Origin of the sequence: Stutzerimonas stutzeri (assembly GCF_024448895.1) — a bacterium.
In the GTDB taxonomy this organism is placed as follows: domain Bacteria; phylum Pseudomonadota; class Gammaproteobacteria; order Pseudomonadales; family Pseudomonadaceae; genus Stutzerimonas; species Stutzerimonas stutzeri_Q.
The window spans coordinates 17,397-32,389 of sequence record NZ_JAMOIC010000031.1; the positions used below are offsets into that span (position 1 = coordinate 17,397).

At 61.9% G+C, this 14,993-nt stretch carries 18 protein-coding genes; 9 read left to right on the plus strand and 9 right to left on the minus strand.

Going from position 1 to position 14,993, the window contains the following annotated elements; genetic code table 11:
- Positions 1–44: 44 nt before the first annotated feature.
- Positions 45–1,226: a heme d1 biosynthesis radical SAM protein NirJ gene (nirJ, locus tag NA619_RS22815; protein WP_255964073.1), complete on the minus strand. Its 1,182-nt coding sequence runs from the start codon at positions 1,224–1,226 to the stop codon at positions 45–47.
- A gap of 345 nt (positions 1,227–1,571) precedes the next feature.
- Here nirJ and NA619_RS22820 point away from each other — a divergent pair, with 345 nt between their 5' ends.
- The 3 genes from NA619_RS22820 to NA619_RS22830 are packed head-to-tail and all read left to right on the plus strand — an operon-like array spanning position 1,572 to position 2,553.
- Complete coding sequence (locus NA619_RS22820) at positions 1,572–1,820, plus strand: hypothetical protein (protein WP_255964074.1); 249 nt, start codon at positions 1,572–1,574, stop codon at positions 1,818–1,820.
- A gap of 52 nt (positions 1,821–1,872) precedes the next feature.
- Positions 1,873–2,319, plus strand: coding sequence for an RDD family protein (locus tag NA619_RS22825; RefSeq protein ID WP_255964075.1), 447 nt, complete (start codon positions 1,873–1,875; stop codon positions 2,317–2,319).
- A 3-nt stretch (positions 2,320–2,322) separates the two neighbouring features.
- Positions 2,323–2,553, plus strand: a complete 231-nt coding sequence (locus NA619_RS22830; RefSeq protein WP_255964076.1) for a hypothetical protein — start codon at positions 2,323–2,325, stop codon at positions 2,551–2,553.
- A 9-nt stretch (positions 2,554–2,562) separates the two neighbouring features.
- Here the strand turns inward: NA619_RS22830 and NA619_RS22835 are convergent, their stop codons facing one another.
- Genes NA619_RS22835 through NA619_RS22870 form a run of 8 tightly spaced genes read right to left on the minus strand, consistent with a single transcriptional unit; the run spans position 2,563 to position 8,093 of the window.
- A complete protein-coding gene (locus NA619_RS22835) occupies positions 2,563–3,102 on the minus strand; it encodes a nitrite reductase (protein WP_255964077.1) in 540 nt (179 codons plus the stop codon).
- On the minus strand, positions 3,077–3,520 hold the full coding sequence (locus tag NA619_RS22840; protein ID WP_255964078.1) for an Lrp/AsnC family transcriptional regulator: 444 nt from the start codon (positions 3,518–3,520) through the stop codon (positions 3,077–3,079). The genes NA619_RS22835 and NA619_RS22840 overlap by 26 nt, the downstream gene beginning before the upstream one ends.
- Positions 3,513–4,028 (minus strand): AsnC family protein, encoded by a 516-nt coding sequence (locus NA619_RS22845; RefSeq protein ID WP_255964079.1) that lies wholly within the window; start codon positions 4,026–4,028, stop codon positions 3,513–3,515. Before NA619_RS22845 ends, NA619_RS22840 begins: the two co-directional genes overlap by 8 nt.
- Entirely contained in the window at positions 4,025–4,483 is a 459-nt protein-coding gene (locus NA619_RS22850; protein ID WP_255964080.1) for an Lrp/AsnC family transcriptional regulator, read from the minus strand. Before NA619_RS22850 ends, NA619_RS22845 begins: the two co-directional genes overlap by 4 nt.
- A gap of 1 nt (position 4,484) precedes the next feature.
- Entirely contained in the window at positions 4,485–5,660 is a 1,176-nt protein-coding gene (locus NA619_RS22855) for a cytochrome D1 domain-containing protein (protein WP_255964081.1), read from the minus strand.
- Positions 5,657–5,998, minus strand: coding sequence for a c-type cytochrome (locus tag NA619_RS22860; RefSeq protein ID WP_255964082.1), 342 nt, complete (start codon positions 5,996–5,998; stop codon positions 5,657–5,659). Before NA619_RS22860 ends, NA619_RS22855 begins: the two co-directional genes overlap by 4 nt.
- 17 nt (positions 5,999–6,015) lie before the next feature.
- A complete protein-coding gene (locus NA619_RS22865) occupies positions 6,016–6,330 on the minus strand; it encodes a c-type cytochrome (RefSeq protein WP_122165830.1) in 315 nt (104 codons plus the stop codon).
- Between the two features lie 53 nt (positions 6,331–6,383).
- A complete protein-coding gene (locus NA619_RS22870; protein WP_255964083.1) occupies positions 6,384–8,093 on the minus strand; it encodes a nitrite reductase in 1,710 nt (569 codons plus the stop codon).
- A gap of 355 nt (positions 8,094–8,448) precedes the next feature.
- Between NA619_RS22870 and NA619_RS22875 the strand changes: the two genes are divergently transcribed.
- The 6 genes from NA619_RS22875 to NA619_RS22900 all read left to right on the plus strand — a co-directional run bounded on the left by NA619_RS22875 (position 8,449) and on the right by NA619_RS22900 (position 14,685).
- Complete coding sequence (locus tag NA619_RS22875; RefSeq protein ID WP_255964084.1) at positions 8,449–9,255, plus strand: CbbQ/NirQ/NorQ/GpvN family protein; 807 nt, start codon at positions 8,449–8,451, stop codon at positions 9,253–9,255.
- The gene (locus tag NA619_RS22880; RefSeq protein ID WP_255964085.1) at positions 9,239–9,823 is read left to right on the plus strand and encodes a cytochrome c oxidase subunit 3; all 585 of its coding nucleotides are present in this window, start codon (positions 9,239–9,241) and stop codon (positions 9,821–9,823) included. Before NA619_RS22875 ends, NA619_RS22880 begins: the two co-directional genes overlap by 17 nt.
- 10 nt (positions 9,824–9,833) lie before the next feature.
- The gene (locus tag NA619_RS22885) at positions 9,834–10,085 is read left to right on the plus strand and encodes a cytochrome C oxidase subunit IV family protein (protein ID WP_255964086.1); all 252 of its coding nucleotides are present in this window, start codon (positions 9,834–9,836) and stop codon (positions 10,083–10,085) included.
- Positions 10,086–10,888: 803 nt separating this feature from the next.
- Entirely contained in the window at positions 10,889–11,329 is a 441-nt protein-coding gene (locus tag NA619_RS22890; protein WP_255964087.1) for a c-type cytochrome, read from the plus strand.
- Between the two features lie 3 nt (positions 11,330–11,332).
- Positions 11,333–12,760 (plus strand): cbb3-type cytochrome c oxidase subunit I, encoded by a 1,428-nt coding sequence (locus tag NA619_RS22895; protein ID WP_255964088.1) that lies wholly within the window; start codon positions 11,333–11,335, stop codon positions 12,758–12,760.
- Positions 12,761–12,840: 80 nt separating this feature from the next.
- Positions 12,841–14,685 (plus strand): nitric oxide reductase activation protein NorD, encoded by a 1,845-nt coding sequence (locus NA619_RS22900; RefSeq protein WP_255964089.1) that lies wholly within the window; start codon positions 12,841–12,843, stop codon positions 14,683–14,685.
- Positions 14,686–14,993: the final 308 nt, after the last annotated feature.

The following is a 14,993-nucleotide window of genomic DNA, read 5'->3' on the forward strand; positions in this document are numbered from 1 at the left end:
TCGTGCTGCGGTATGTCGTGACGGCCTCTGGGCCGCTCTCGATGTCAAATGGCGACGCTGGGGATGCACTGCGGTTGGGGCAGGCCGATCTCCTGATCGCTGAGGTAACAACCGGGGTCTTCTCCCCAGAGGTTGCCCTCGGCCCAGGCGCGGGTGCGGGTGTTGCCGTTGCAGATCGACAGCCAGCGGCATTCGGCACAGCGTCCGGTCACTGCCCGCGGGTGCTGGCGCAACTCGGTTAGCAACGGCTCGGGCTTGTCCAGCCAGAGCTCGCGGAACGACTGTCGGCGAACGTTGCCGACGGTGTGCTGCCACCAGTAGGTGTCCGGGTGCACGTCGCCGATGTTGTCGATATTGGCGATACCGCCGCCGGACGCATTGCCGCCCCAGGCGCGCAGCATCCGCTCCAGGCGATCACGGTGCTCGGGCATCCTGTTCTCGACCCACTGCAGCAGCAGGACCGCGTCGGCATCGTTGTTACCGCTAACGAAATCGGTTTCGCGTCCGGTCTGTACGTCATCCCAGGCCTGATCGAACAGCTGGTGCATGGCGTCACGCGTCATCTGGTGATGAGCGTCGGCCTTGCGGCTGCGCTTGCCGCGCCCGCTGTAATTGAGGTGCGAGAGGTAGAACTTCTGTACGTCGTGCTCGCGCATCAGCGCCAGTAGCGCGGGGAGTTGGGGGTAGTTGTTCTGGGTCAGGGTGGTGCGCAGGCCAACACGGATGCCATGTTGGCGGCACAGGTCGATCGCGTGCATCGAAGCGGCGAAGCTGCCCTTGAGCTGGCGCCAGTCATCGTGAACGGCTTCCAGGCCGTCGATGCTGATGCCTACGTAGTCGTATCTGGCCGCAGCGATCTGCTCGATATTGCCGTCATTGATCAGGGTCCCGTTGGTCGAGAGTGCGACGAAGAAGCCTTTTTCCCGCGCGTACTCGGAGAGCAGGAAGATGTCATCGCGCAACAGCGGCTCGCCGCCCGACAGGATCAGGACGCGCACACCGGCGGCGTGCAGATCATCGATGACCTTGAGCGCTTCGCCAGTGTCCAGTTCGTCGCGAAAAACGCTGTCGGCAGAAGTCGCGTAGCAGTGCTTGCAGGTCAGGTTGCAGCGGCGCAGCAGGTTCCAGATCACTACCGGAGGCCGGCTGGCACCGGTGCTGCGCGCACCCAGCACCGGCATGGCTGGTCGGGCGAGGGCGCGCAGGTAATGGCTGATTCTCAACATGAGCGTGTCTCCTCGGGAGCTAGCTCTTCTTACGCTGGGTAGCGTGATTCGTTGAGCGCAGCATCTCCGAGCAGCCCAGGTCGATCCTTGATTGGAAACAATAAAAACCGTGTTACGGATAGGGGCATCCTGCCTCTGCAGCCGTCTCCGACGCGCGGCAGCCAGGGTGGGGCGCAGGCCGCATATCGCACCTGACATTTGTCACAAATGAAGGGGCTGAGAGGGTCTGATGATGGACGGAAGGCTATCTGTCTCGATAGTGTCGCGAACAGCCTGTATAAAGGCGGCCTGGCGGGCGAAAGGTCCGCGCTCACAAATGCCCCGTACGTTCAAAAGGACTTGAGCATGGAAGGTTCCGAAGCGGTAAAAGTGGATATCGATTATTCGCAGATACCCTTTTACCGGCGTCGCTGGTTCATCTTCGTTTCGCTGCTGTGCTTCATGCCGGCGGCCCTGATCATCGCCCTGACCGGCGATGTGTATCTGAAGAGCCGAGGTCGGGTCTACCGGCTGCCTAACTCGCGCTTCAACCATCTGCTTCTGTTCGTCTGCGTGCTGATCGTGATCGGTATGGTGCGGGCGGCGAATGTCTGAGGCGTCCAGCCCGCCAGCTGCTTTTCCACCGAATCTCAAGGATGAAACGGTTATGAATGAACTCGGCACTGCTTACGTTGGCTTCTGGGCGCGCTTCGGTGCAGCCATCATCGATACGCTGTTGACCGCTCTGGTCACTTATCCCGCATTGGTAGCCGTCTACGGCTGGGGTTATTTCGACGGGGACAACGCCAGCCTCATCGCCGGGCCGGTCGATCTGCTGATTTCCTGGATATTCCCGGTCGTGGTGGTGGTCGCATTCTGGATCTACAAACAGGCGACACCGGGCAAGATGGTGATTGCCGCCAAGATCGTCGATGCGCAAACGGGCGGTGTCGCCTCCAATGCTCAGCTCATCGGGCGGTATTTCGCTTACCTGATCGCCGGCCTGCCGCTGGGCCTCGGCTTCATCTGGATCGCCTTCGACAAACGCAAGCAGGGCTGGCACGACAAGCTGGCTGGCACGCTGGTCGTGCGTACCGGCAACCGCTCCGACTGACCGATGAGCATCGGAGAGTTCGCAGGTATCTACTTGCTGAACAGCCTGTTCTGGAAATGGATCATTAGCTGGGGTGGCGCCCAGTGGCTCGAAGGCTGGAAAAGTATGCTGTTTCTCGACTGGTTCGCCTGGCCCTGGAACGCCGAACAGATACGGCTCTACGCCGTGGTGATATGGGTCTTCACGACGATCTTCTTCCTGTTGGGCCTGTTCAAGCCCGAGTGGCGGTTTTGAGCAACACCTCTAACCCCGCCGCCCCACACGCAGGCCGGTCTTTTTCAGGATTCGGCTGCTGACCAGCATTTCTTCGGCTCGGCAGGCGCTGCCGAGTAATCGGCGGATCTGCGCACGATAAGCCTCGATTTCCTCGGCGCTGCGACCATGCACCATGGCGAACAGGTTGTAGTACCAGCCTTCGCGGCGTGGCCGCCGATAGCAATGGCTGACGAAAGGTTGCGAGCCGATCAGCGGGCCGAGCCGGGCAATTTCCGCGTCATCAACATCCCAGACTGTCATGCCGTTGTGGCGGTAACCCAGGCGATAGTGATTGGGGACCGCTGCGATGCGCCGGATCGCTCCTTCGGCCTGCAATTCCTGCAGCAGTTCGAGCGTGGCATCGACGCTGATGTCCAGCCGTTCGGCCAGCCAGGCCCAGGGATCGTCCACCAGCGGCAAGCCCGCCTCGGTGAGCGCGACCAGGCGGCGCGTCAGCTCTGCTGAGGTTGATTGGCCAGAAGGATCAGGGGATACAACGGGTTCAGACAGGGAAGTGCAGCCCGACATGGTAGGTCTCCTCCTTGGGCAGGTTGAGCACCGGCAGGCCGGTTTGTGTTTCGATCTGGGCGATGGTGTCGGCGATGCCCTGTGGTGTCGCGCAGCCAAGAACGAACCACATGTTCCAGGCGTGCTCGCGGCGGTAGTTGTGAGCCACCTCGGGCATCACGTCCAACTGGGCAGCGACCGCATCGAAGCGTTCTTCAGGTACCGATAAAGCCGCCAGGGTAAAGGCGCCGCCGAGGCGCTCGATGTCGAACATCGGGCCGAAGCGGGTCAGCGTGCCGTCGTCCAGCAGCGCCTGGACGCGCGTTCGCAACCGCTCGGGATCGGCGCCCAGCTCGTCGGCCAGTGCGCGCCACGGATGCCGAACCAGCGGCAATCCGTGCTGCAGGCGGTTGATCAGCTTACGGTCGAAGTCATCCATGGCCACGCTCCAGAGTAGCGGGAGGTGCGAAACGACCACCACACTGTTTGAAGGCGCGGGTACTGAACAGCAGCTGGTGCGGCACGTCACTCAGGCCGTGTGCGGCCAGTAACGCGTCGATCAGCTCGCAGACCTGCTGCCGTTCGCGGCCGTGAACCATGCAGAACAGGTTGTAGGGCCAGTCTGGCAGCCGGCGCGGACGCTGGTAGCAGAGGTTGACGCCAGTGGCCTCGCCGAGCTTGCGACCCACCTCGTCGACCTGCTCGTCGGGGATATCCATGACCAGCATGGCGTTGGCGCGAAAGCCCATGGCGCGGTGTTTGATCACCAGGCCGACGCGTCGGAAAAGCCCACTTTCGCTCCACAGGCGAACCTGCTCCAGCACGGCCGTCTCGCTGGCACCGAGCCGTTCAGCCAATACCTGATAGGGGCGTGCGGCAAGCGGCAAACCTGCTTCGAGCAAGCGCCGTAGCTGCATGGCTTGCAGATCGTCGAGCACGCTGTTCATGGGGCCTCTCCAATGGGAAAGCCGAGGTCGATGCGGTAGGCGGCCTGCATCGGCAGGTCGAGCGGTTCCAGTCCGGTTTCGGCGCTGATCTGCGCGAGGATGGCGTCAATGTGGGCGCGCGACGGGCCGGTGACCACGAACCACAGGTTGTAGCGATGCTCGCGCAGGTAGTTGTGGTTGACCTCGGGGTAACTGTTGATGTGCGCAGCCACCTGTTCCAGTCGCGCTTCGGGCACCGCGAGGGCGACCAGGGTGCTGGCGCCGGCGCGGCTGTGCTCGAAGACCGGGCCGATGCGCGACAGGCCGCCGCCGTGCTCCAGGCGTTCGAGACAGGCAAGTACATCGGTTTCACTGCAATCCAGTGCCTCGGCCATCGCCCGGTAGGGCTCAGCGCAAAGCGGCATGCCGTGCTGAAAACGATCGATCAGGCGACGGCTAAGGGTGTCGATTTGCATGTCACAACCCCGTCTCATGTGCGCGGCTGCTGAAGAAGATGCCGCTCGGGCTATCGGCCGGCAGGCGCTTGAGCAACTTCAGCTGGTACGGATCCCAGACCTGGATTTCGTTGCCGTCACGCACCGACAGCCAGAGTTGGTCCCCGCGCGCGGTGAATTCCATATGCAGCACGGCCGGGCCGGGTTCGAGGGTGGCGATGATTTCGTGGGTTTCGGTGTCGATCACCTGCACCTGATGATTGTCCGGGTGAGCGAAGTTGACCCAGATCTGCCGCGCATCCGGGCGCGCCATGACGAAGATCGGCTGACCGGCGACGTCGATGGCATCGGTCTGTTTCCAGCTATGCGAATCCATCACCAGCACGCGGTGCTGGCCGACTGCCGGAACAAAGGTCTGATTGCCGGCAACGGTCCAGCCTTCGAGATGAGGCATCTTGTACACCGGCAGCTTCTGCTCGCCGCGGCCGTAACCGTCGAGGATGCGCTCGACACCGCGGCGGGTATGCCAGAGGTCGATCTTGGCCATGCCGTCTTCACCGAACAGGCCGGCCACGTAGTAACGGCCGTCGGGCGTCAGCAGCGCGTCGTAGGGTTGTTTGCCGACATTCTCGAAGCGGGTGATCTTCGGCGTATTGCCCTGGCTGAAGTCCAACAGCCAGGTCTCGTCCGTGTCGAACAGGCTATAGATGAAACGACGCCCCGGCGCATCGATGACGCCGACTACCCGTGAATTGCGGCTGCCGTCGGCCAGGGGTGTGGCGGGGATATCGGCAACCAGCTCGAGCGTCTGCGAATCGAACACCTTGACGCCGCCGGGCTCGTAGTTGCCGACGGCAATCAGGGTGCCGTCCTGGCTGATCGCGCCGCCGATGCTGTTGCCGCCCTGAATCACCCGTTTATCGATACGTTGCTCGAGCAGATCGACCTTGGTCAGCCCGCCATCGCGGCCGAACACATAGGCGTAACGCTGATCGCGGGAAAAGACCACGGACGCGTGGGACAGGTCGCCCAGCCCTTCGACCCGCGCCAATCTTGTCTGGTGGCTGGTTTCGACGATTTGCACACTACCCGTGGCGCGCTCCACCACGACCCCAAGATCCCCGGTGCCTCGCAAGGGCTGTTGCGCGCAGCCAACCAGCAAGCTGGCCGCGGCCAGCAGCAATACAGGACGAATCATGGCTTTGGATATCCTTCGAGGAGTAGGTCGACCAGCCAGGCGATGTCGTGCTCATCGAGCAGGGCATTCCAGCCAGGCATGGCGGTACCGGGTCGGCCGTGGGTCACGGTTGCGATCAGGCTGTCACGGGGTTTGCCGGCGATGGCATCGAGCGTAAGTGCCGGGCCGAGGCCGCCGGTCATGCGCAGGCCGTGGCAGGAGCCGCAGTCCTGAACCAGCAGATGTTCGAGCTGAGCCTGGCGTTCGGCGCTGGGCGCCTGAGCCTGGGCAGCGGAAAGGGGAAGGAGGGACACCAGGCTGAGCCCCAAGCTTAAAACTGCATGTCGGGACCGGATCATGGTGTCCTCCTCAGGTATTACTTGAGACTAAGAACCCACTCGGCGAGGGTCTTGGCTTCTTCTTCGGTTACCGGGTTTGGCGGCATCGGGATGGGGCCCCAAATGCCCTGTACGCCGTTCTTGATGTGACCGGCGAGCAGGTCGGCGGCGCCTTCCTGACCGGCGTACTTGGCAGCGACTTCCTTCAGTGCCGGGCCGACCAGCTTGGCGTCGACGCTGTGGCAGGCAGCACAGGGCTTGCTCTTGAACAGCGCTTCACCGTCCTGAGCCATTGCAGGCTGCAGAATCAGTGCGCCGCCGAGGGCGAGCAGTGGGATGAGTACTTTCTTCATGAGTTACTTCCTCAAGGCTAAAAGGGGGATCTTGGCGTCCCCCCGGTTTTTACTCAGTACACATCGTGCTGAGTGTTATGGACGTTAAATTTACCGGTTGGGGTGATCAACCTTTTGTCCTTGATCACCTTTTTCAGTTTTAGCGTCTTGTCATCGACCACAACGATGGCTGATTGCTCCTCCTGGCCGCTCCAGACCGAGAACCAGACTTCGTCGCCTGCCTGGTTGTACTCGGGTTGAACGACCCGCTTGGCGCCGTCCGTCACTCCGGCCCATTCGGCGATCGGCAGCACGGTGAAGCCAGCGCCCAGATCGTCAATCTTGAACACCGCAGCCGACTGGCTGATCTTGGCGTCCGGGTTGAAGGTGGTGTCCAGGTAGATGTGGTTGGATTTCGGGTGGGTCTTGATGAACAGCGAACCGCCGCCCTGGCCCTTGAGTGTTTCGACCACTTTCCAGGCCTGGTCGGGATGCTTGTCCGGATCAGTGCCGATCAGCGAAATCGTCTCGTCGCCGAGGTGGCTAGTTGCCCAGACCGGACCGAACTTGGGATGCACGAAGTTGGCGCCGCGGCCCGGGTGCGGGATCTTGCCGACATCGACCAGTGCAGCCATCTTGCGCTCTTTCGAGTCGATCACTGCGACTTTGTTGGAGTTGTTCGCTGCCGTCATGAAGTAGCGGTGGCTGACGTCCCAGCCGCCGTCATGCAGGAACGGCGCGGTGCCGATCATGGTGGTGGTCAGGTTGTCGATGTCTTCGTAATTGACCAGCAGAACCTTGCCGGTTTCCTTGACGTTGACGATGAACTCCGGATGTTCGTGAGAGGCGATGATCGCCGCCACGCGAGGCTCGGGATGGTATTCCTGAGTGCCAACCGTCATGCCGCGGGTGGACACGATCTGCAGCGGCTCCAGGGTTTCACCGTCCATGATGGTGTACTGCGGCGGCCAGTAGTCGCCGGCGATCACGTACTTGTCTTCGTAGCCCTTGAACTTGGAGGTCTCAACCGAGCGCGCCTCGATGCCGACCTTGATCTCAGCAACCTTGATCGGCTCCTTACCCCAGAGGTCGATCATGTCGATCTTGGCGTCGCGACCGATCACCAGCAGGTAACGACCAGAAGCCGACATACGCGAGATGTGCACGGCGTAACCGGTGTCGATGGTCTTGATGATCTCTTTGCTCTTGCCGTCGATCAGCGCGATCTTGCCGTCGTCACGCAGGGTGACGGAGAACAGGTTGGGCAGATCCAGTTTGTTCATCTGCTTCTTCGGCCGGTCTTCGGGCTTGACCAGCACCTTCCAGGAATCCTTCATTTCAACCATGCCCCACTCGGGCGGGGTCGGTGGGGTGTGCTGGATGTACTTGGCCATCAGGGTGATTTCGTCAGCGGTCAGGCCGCCGGAGGTTCCCCAGTTCGGCATGCCGGCGGGTGATCCATAGGTGATCAGTGCTTCGAGAAACTGCTGGCCGCGCTGCTGGGTGATGTCTGGTGTCAGTGGCTTGCCGGTGGCGCCTTTGCGCAGTACGCCGTGGCAGCCCGCGCAACGTTGGAAGTAGATTTCCTTGGCGTGTTCGAATTCCGCAGCACTCAGATCTGGTGCGCCTGGGGAATGGACCACCTGAGCGCTGCTCGGGTCGACTGCAGAGGCCTGGCCCTTGTAGGCGGCGTCTGCGTTTTCCGGATTCACTGCGGCCTGGGCGACTGCCAGGCCAAGCAGTGAAAAGCCGGCGATGATTCCCGCCAGTAATGGTTTGCTCATACTCTTTTCTCCTCTGACCGCTTGGTGCGGTTCCTGCTAATGACGGCGATGTGGCAGTTCCCGGGTTTGCTGTCTGCGGCTTGCATCCTAGAGAGGGCTCTTGCGAAAGCGCTTGATGGCAATCAAGAGTCGATCCGTGATGCCCCAGGCGTGACGCCTTGTCGCGGGGGCGGTTGAATCAGGCGGGAAACGGCGAAGAAATGCGCGCCAGAAGGGGTTGTCGCGTGCAGGCATCGACTGATTTCGAGTCGGGCTTGACCGTAATCAAGCTTCGCTGGCGGACGGCTTGAGGGGCGGCGGGGCGGCGATTAGTTTGGCGTTAGTCAAATCCAACCGCTGCAGTGAGGTATTGCCAATGAACGCGCCCGAACATCTTGCCCGCATCAGTGGTGCTCCGTTCTACCAGTCGCTGGGCAATGAAGAGGTGCTCTTCGAACAGGCCTGGAAGCACGGCATGCCGGTGTTGATCAAGGGCCCGACTGGTTGTGGCAAGACCCGCTTCGTGCAGTACATGGCGCATCGTCTGAACCTTCCGCTGTACACCGTGGCCTGCCACGACGATCTCAGTGCGGCCGATCTGGTTGGTCGCCATCTGATCGGCGCTCAAGGCACCTGGTGGCAGGACGGCCCGCTGACCCGTGCGGTGCGCGAGGGCGGCATCTGCTATCTGGATGAGGTGGTCGAAGCCCGACAGGACACCGCCGTGGTGCTGCATCCGCTGGCCGATGATCGCCGTGAGCTGTTCATCGAGCGCACCGGCGAAGCCTTGAAAGCACCTCCTGGATTCATGCTGGTGGTCAGTTACAACCCCGGCTACCAGAACCTGCTCAAAGGCATGAAGCCCAGCACCCGCCAGCGCTTCGTCGCCATGCGTTTCGACTACCCGCCCGCGGCGGAAGAGCAGCGCATCGTGGCCAACGAGGCGCAGGTGGATGCCGCGCTGGCCGCGCAGGTGGTCAAGCTTGGACAGGCCCTGCGCCGGCTCGAACAGCATGATCTCGAAGAAGTCGCCTCGACCCGCCTGCTGATTTTCACCGCCCGGATGATCCGCTCCGGCATGAGCCCGCGCGAGGCCTGCATGGCCTGCCTGGCCGAGCCGCTGTCGGACGATCCGCAAACCGTCGCTGCCCTGATGGATGTTGTCGATGTCCATTTCGGTTGATCGCACCAGCCTTTCCCGGCGCTTGCCGGGTGATCTGGCGATGTGGTTTTTCATCCTCGCCGAACTGACGGTCTTCGCCATCCTGATCCTGGCCTTTGCCGTGACGCAGGTGCTCAACCCTGAGCTTTTCAGCCAGAGCCGCGCGGCGCTGGACAGCTCAATGGGCCTGGCGCTGACGCTCAGCCTGCTGACTTCCGGCCTGTTTGCCGCCCTGGCGGTGGAGCAGGTGCGTGCGGCGCGGCCAGGGCGAGGGGCGCTGTTGCTGGTCGCGGCGCTGGCGTCGTCCTGCGTCTATGTGGTGCTCAAACTCAACGAATACGGTCACCTGGCCTCGATGGGGTTGGGGATGGAGCACAACACCTTCTTTACCCTGTACTGGATTCTTACCGGATTTCACTTCCTGCACGTGCTGCTGGGGATGGTGATCCTCGGCTGGATGGCCTTGCGTTGTCAGCGCGGCCTGTACACACCCGCTGACTGCGCCGGGCTCGAGTCCGGGGTGCTTTATTGGCACATGGTAGACATGGTCTGGGTCCTGCTTTTCCCGCTGGTCTACGTCATCAACTGAGGAGGCCGTGATGTCCGCTTCAAAAGTGCTGATCGGTTGCTGGCTGGCGCTGGCCATCCTGTCCACTGCAACCGTCTTGCTGGGCAATGCCGGCTCGACGCTGCTGCTCGCCGGCTCGGTGCTTGCCATCGCGCTGGTCAAGGCCTGGGTGATCACCGAGGGCTTCATGGAGCTGCGCCATGCGCCGGCCATGTGGCGCCTGTTGTTGTTCGGCTGGCCATTGGCGATGGCTGGCGGGATTCTATTGGCGATGAGCCTCTGAAGGTTTCACAGGCGATCGGTTACGACCTGCGCAACTGCGCCCAACGCTTGCCCGCGCGCGACGACTGTTGGGCTGAAGCGGAGCGCCGTCCGGCCCACCCTACAAAACTGTTCGCGATGATCGTGAAGGTGACCAGCCTCGATCGCCAGCAAGCTGGCTCCTACATAGGACATCGATGCTCCTACAATCAGTCGCCAGGCTGGCGGGCTTCGCTTAAACGCCCTTGCGGCTAAACCTGCGGGCGCTCCACCCGCTGCCTTGCTCCGCTCCTTGTAGGAGCCAGCTTGCCGGCGATCGCTTTTGCAACTCGGCCCGCAGCGGATTCGAGGGTACCGCCTTGGCGTCCGTTCGCGCTCGACCAGACGCGCGCACCGTATCGCACGTCGTAGCAGCCAGCTTGCTGGCGATCGCTTTTGCATTTCAGGCTGCAGCTGACCCGCGCGCGCCCGGGGCGCTTCCTGGCGCCTGCGCCATAGGCGTCTCAACTGGCCCCGCTTCCTATCCATCATCGAAAGACGCGGCAGAGTAGGGTGGGCCGAGCGGCGCTCCGCTTCAGCCCGCCAACACAGGCACGCGCAGTCGCTCATCGTGCCGCACCGCTATCTGGCTCGGGTTCCGCCGCCGGCCCCGTTGCCAAGGCATTTATACCCCACATAAATCGCGGTTCAGCGCCTGGCCCTTGTCAGGGAACAGGGGGCTGCGAAAGACCCAGCACCGCGTTCAGGTTTTTCTTGATCGCTATCAAGCAGGTTTCGTTAGCTCGCTTCTTAAACTGGCCACGCCAACGCCATGAGGAGGCGACCATGTCCGAGACCTTTACCAAGGGAATGGCCAGAAATATTTACTTCGGGGGAAGCGTTTTCTTCCTCCTGGTGTTTCTGGGCCTTACCTATCACACAGAGCAGACCTTTCCAGAACGATCCAACGAATCGGAACTGACCGAAGCGGTGGTACGAGGCAAAGAGGTTTGGGAAAACAACAACTGCATCGGCTGCCACAGCCTGCTTGGTGAAGGTGCCTACTTCGCGCCGGAACTGGGAAATGTCTTCGTTCGTCGCGGTGAGGATGCGGCCTTCAAGCCCTTCCTGCAGGCGTGGATGAAAGCTCAGCCTCTAGGCGTACCCGGGCGCAGAGCGATGCCTCAGTTCAATCTTAGCGAGCAGGAAGTCGACGATATGGCCGAGTTCCTCAAGTGGACGTCGAAGATCGATACCAATAACTGGCCGCCAAACAAGGAGGGCTGAGAGATGAGCGTTATGAATCCACATCTCAAATTCCAATCGCAGGCCGTTGCAAAACCCTACTTCGTGTTTGCCCTGATTCTGTTCGTTGGTCAGATCCTGTTCGGTCTGATCATGGGGCTGCAATACGTCGTCGGTGACTTCCTGTTCCCGCTGCTGCCATTCAACGTGGCGCGGATGGTTCACACTAATCTACTGATCGTCTGGCTGCTGTTCGGCTTCATGGGTGCGGCTTACTACCTCATCCCCGAGGAAGCGGACCGAGAACTGCACAGTCCAAAACTGGCCATCATCCTGTTCTGGGTGTTTGCCGCCGCCGGTGTGCTGACTATTCTCGGTTACCTGTTCGTGCCTTACGCCGGCCTGGCGGAAATGACGCACAACGAGCTGCTGCCGACCATGGGGCGTGAGTTCCTCGAGCAACCCACGATCACCAAGATCGGCATCGCGGTGGTCGTCCTGGGCTTTCTCTACAACCTCGGCATGACGATGCTCAAGGGCCGCAAGACCGCCATCAGCATGGTCATGATGACCGGTCTGATCGGTCTCGCGGTGTTCTGGCTGTTCTCCTTCTACAACCCGGGAAACCTGGCACGCGACAAGTACTACTGGTGGTTCGTGGTGCACCTGTGGGTGGAAGGCGTGTGGGAACTGATCATGGGTTCGATGCTGGCCTTCGTCCTGATCAAGATCACCGGTGTCGACCGTGAAGTGATCGAGAAGTGGCTCTACGTGATCATCGCCATGGCACTGATCACCGGCATCATCGGTACCGGTCACCACTTCTTCTGGATTGGTGCCCCTGAGGTCTGGTTGTGGCTGGGCTCGATCTTCTCTGCCCTTGAACCGCTGCCTTTCTTCGCCATGGTGCTGTTCTCGCTGAACATGGTGAACCGTCGTCGTCGCCAGCATCCGAACAAGGCCGCTTCGCTATGGGCTATTGGCACTACCGTGACCGCGTTTCTGGGTGCTGGCGTGTGGGGCTTCCTTCATACCTTGGCTCCGGTGAACTACTACACCCACGGTTCGCAGCTGACCGCCGCCCACGGCCACCTGGCCTTCTACGGTGCCTATGCGATGATTGTGATGACCATGATCAGCTACGCCATGCCGCGCTTGCGTGGTCTGGGTGAAGCACCGGATGCCCGCGCTCAGCGCATCGAAATCTGGGGCTTCTGGCTGATGACCCTGTCGATGGTGGCGATCACTCTGTTCCTCACCGCAGCTGGCGTGGTTCAGGTCTGGTTGCAGCGGATTCCGGCCGACGGGGCTGCCATGTCCTTCATGAATACCGCTGACCAGCTGCGTGTGTTCTTCTGGCTGCGGCTGGTCGCAGGGGTGTTCTTCCTGATCGGGCTGCTGTTCTACCTCTACAGCTTCCGGCAGCGTGGCCGGGTTACCGCGGATGTGCCTGCAGCTGTCGCTGCGGCCTGAGTCGGATAGCAACTGGAGCAACGGCCCGGCTGACTCAGCGGGCCGTTTTTGTTTCAAATGGCGCTACGGAGTGATTGACCATGGGCTTTACCATCGAAGTTGAAGAGTGGGTCGGCAGTGTCTGGCACCGGTTCATCACCCGCCGCGCCAGCCCCGATTTTCCCGAAGCAAGCGTTACCCTGGAGAGCATGCATCGGCCGCTTTCGGTGCTGTTTCGTGCCATGGGCGGCGCCAGTGGCGTTGGCGTCGAGGCCGCCAGTGCGCGCGACCTGATGCTGCGCCGCAACCTGCTGCAACAGGTCGCCGGGACCTGCAAACAACTGCCGGTTGCCTGGTGCGACGCAAACAACCTGCGCCTGCCACTAAGCCTCGCGGTTTACCCGGAAGTCTCACTCAATCAGGATCTCTATCGCTGGCTGGCGCTGCTCGCAGCGCAGGCGGGCGAGATGCGCCATTGGGCGCGTGATAACCAGCGCTGGACTCAAGCCATTCTCGAGCGGTTCCCGGCCATGCGGCCGCGCTACGAGCGGCTGGTCGAAGCGCATCTGCAGCTGCGTCCGGACCCGGACACGCTGCCCCGTGCTGAAGGCGCGCTGGAGCGGGCGATCTGCCAGGCATTGCGTGAGCCGGGCAGTGTCGCGCAGTTCCCCCGCAGCGAGGTCGCGCCCTGGCCGCTGCCCATGTGGTTGTACCCGGCGGAAAACCTCGGTGTGCCTCAGGCAACCGAACTCGCCGAGGAAGATCAGGACAACAATCTGCAAGCGCCGCCTACCGAGCAGAAGGGCATGCGCAAGCGTGCCAAGCGCGTCGAGGACAGCACCGGCAAGGGCGGGCTCATGCTCTTCCGCCTGGAGAACCTGTTCAGCTGGTCCGAGCATGTCGAGCTGGACCGTCAGGGCGACGACAGCGAGAACGAAGACGCCTCACGCGTCGCCGAGGATCTCGATGAGATCGCCATGTCGCGCCAACGCATGCGCAAGGGTGGCGGCCTCAAGCTGCACCTTGATCTGCCCCCTGCGGATGTGGATGACATTCCGCTGGGTGAAGGCATCAAACTGCCGGAGTGGGACTACCGCAAGCAGCGCCTGCAACAGGACTTCGTCAGCCTGCAAATGATGCTGCCGCGCGGCTCTGAACCCATGGGATTGCCGCTGCGGCTGAGCCCGCTGGCGCGCAAGCTGCGTCGGCAGTTCGAACATTTGCGCAATGATCGCCAATGGCTGCGTGGGCAACCGCAGGGCTCGGAACTGGACATGCAGGCCTGGCTGGATTTTCACGTCGAGCGTCAGCACGGCCAGTGCGCCGAGCGCGGGCTGTTCATGGAACAGCGGCGGAATCGCCGCGATCTGGCGTGCCTGTTGCTGGCTGACCTGTCCATGTCCACCGACGCGCACCTGGATGATGAGCACAAGGTGATCGACGTGATCACCGACAGCTTGCTGTTATTCGGCGAAGCGCTGTCGGCCGTGGGCGATGATTTTGCGCTCTATGGCTTCTCCTCGTTGCGTCGGCAGCAGGTTCGCATGCAGGAACTCAAGAGTTTCCGCCAGCGCTACGGCGACGATACCCGCGGGCGCATCCAGGCGCTGAAGCCCGGCTACTACACCCGCATGGGCGCGGCCATTCGCCAGGCGACCGAACTGCTGGGCAAGTGCAAACAACGGCGCAAGCTGTTGTTGCTGGTCACCGACGGCAAGCCCAACGACCTGGATCTCTACGAAGGCCGTTATGGCGTCGAAGACACCCGCCAGGCGGTCATGGAGGCACGGCGTCAGGGGTTGTTGCCGTTCTGCATCACCATCGACCAGGAGGCGGGCGATTACCTGCCCTACATGTTCGGCGCCAACGGCTACACCCTGATCAAGGAGCCGCACCAACTGCCGTTCCGTCTGCCGCAGTTATACAAGCAGCTGACCCAGCCGTAGGGTGGATGTCGCTTTTTACATCCACCGTAGCGCTGCCCGGTGGATCGGTGGGGCGTGATCCACCCTACGGTCCTTCTGATCGCCAGCAAGCTGGCTCCTACAGTTACGTGGGTGAGTGCGGCCGAGCACCGCAAACCCTACCGCTGCGTTGCCTTTTGTAGGAGCGAGCTTGCTCGCGATCAGGCTGGTTCGGCCCGCTCAGAGGTTAGGTGCATCCCGCTACTTCTGATCGCCAGCAAGCTGGCTCCTACGGTTATGTGGGTGAGCGCGGCAGGGCGCCACAAACCCTACCGCTGCGTTGCCTTTTT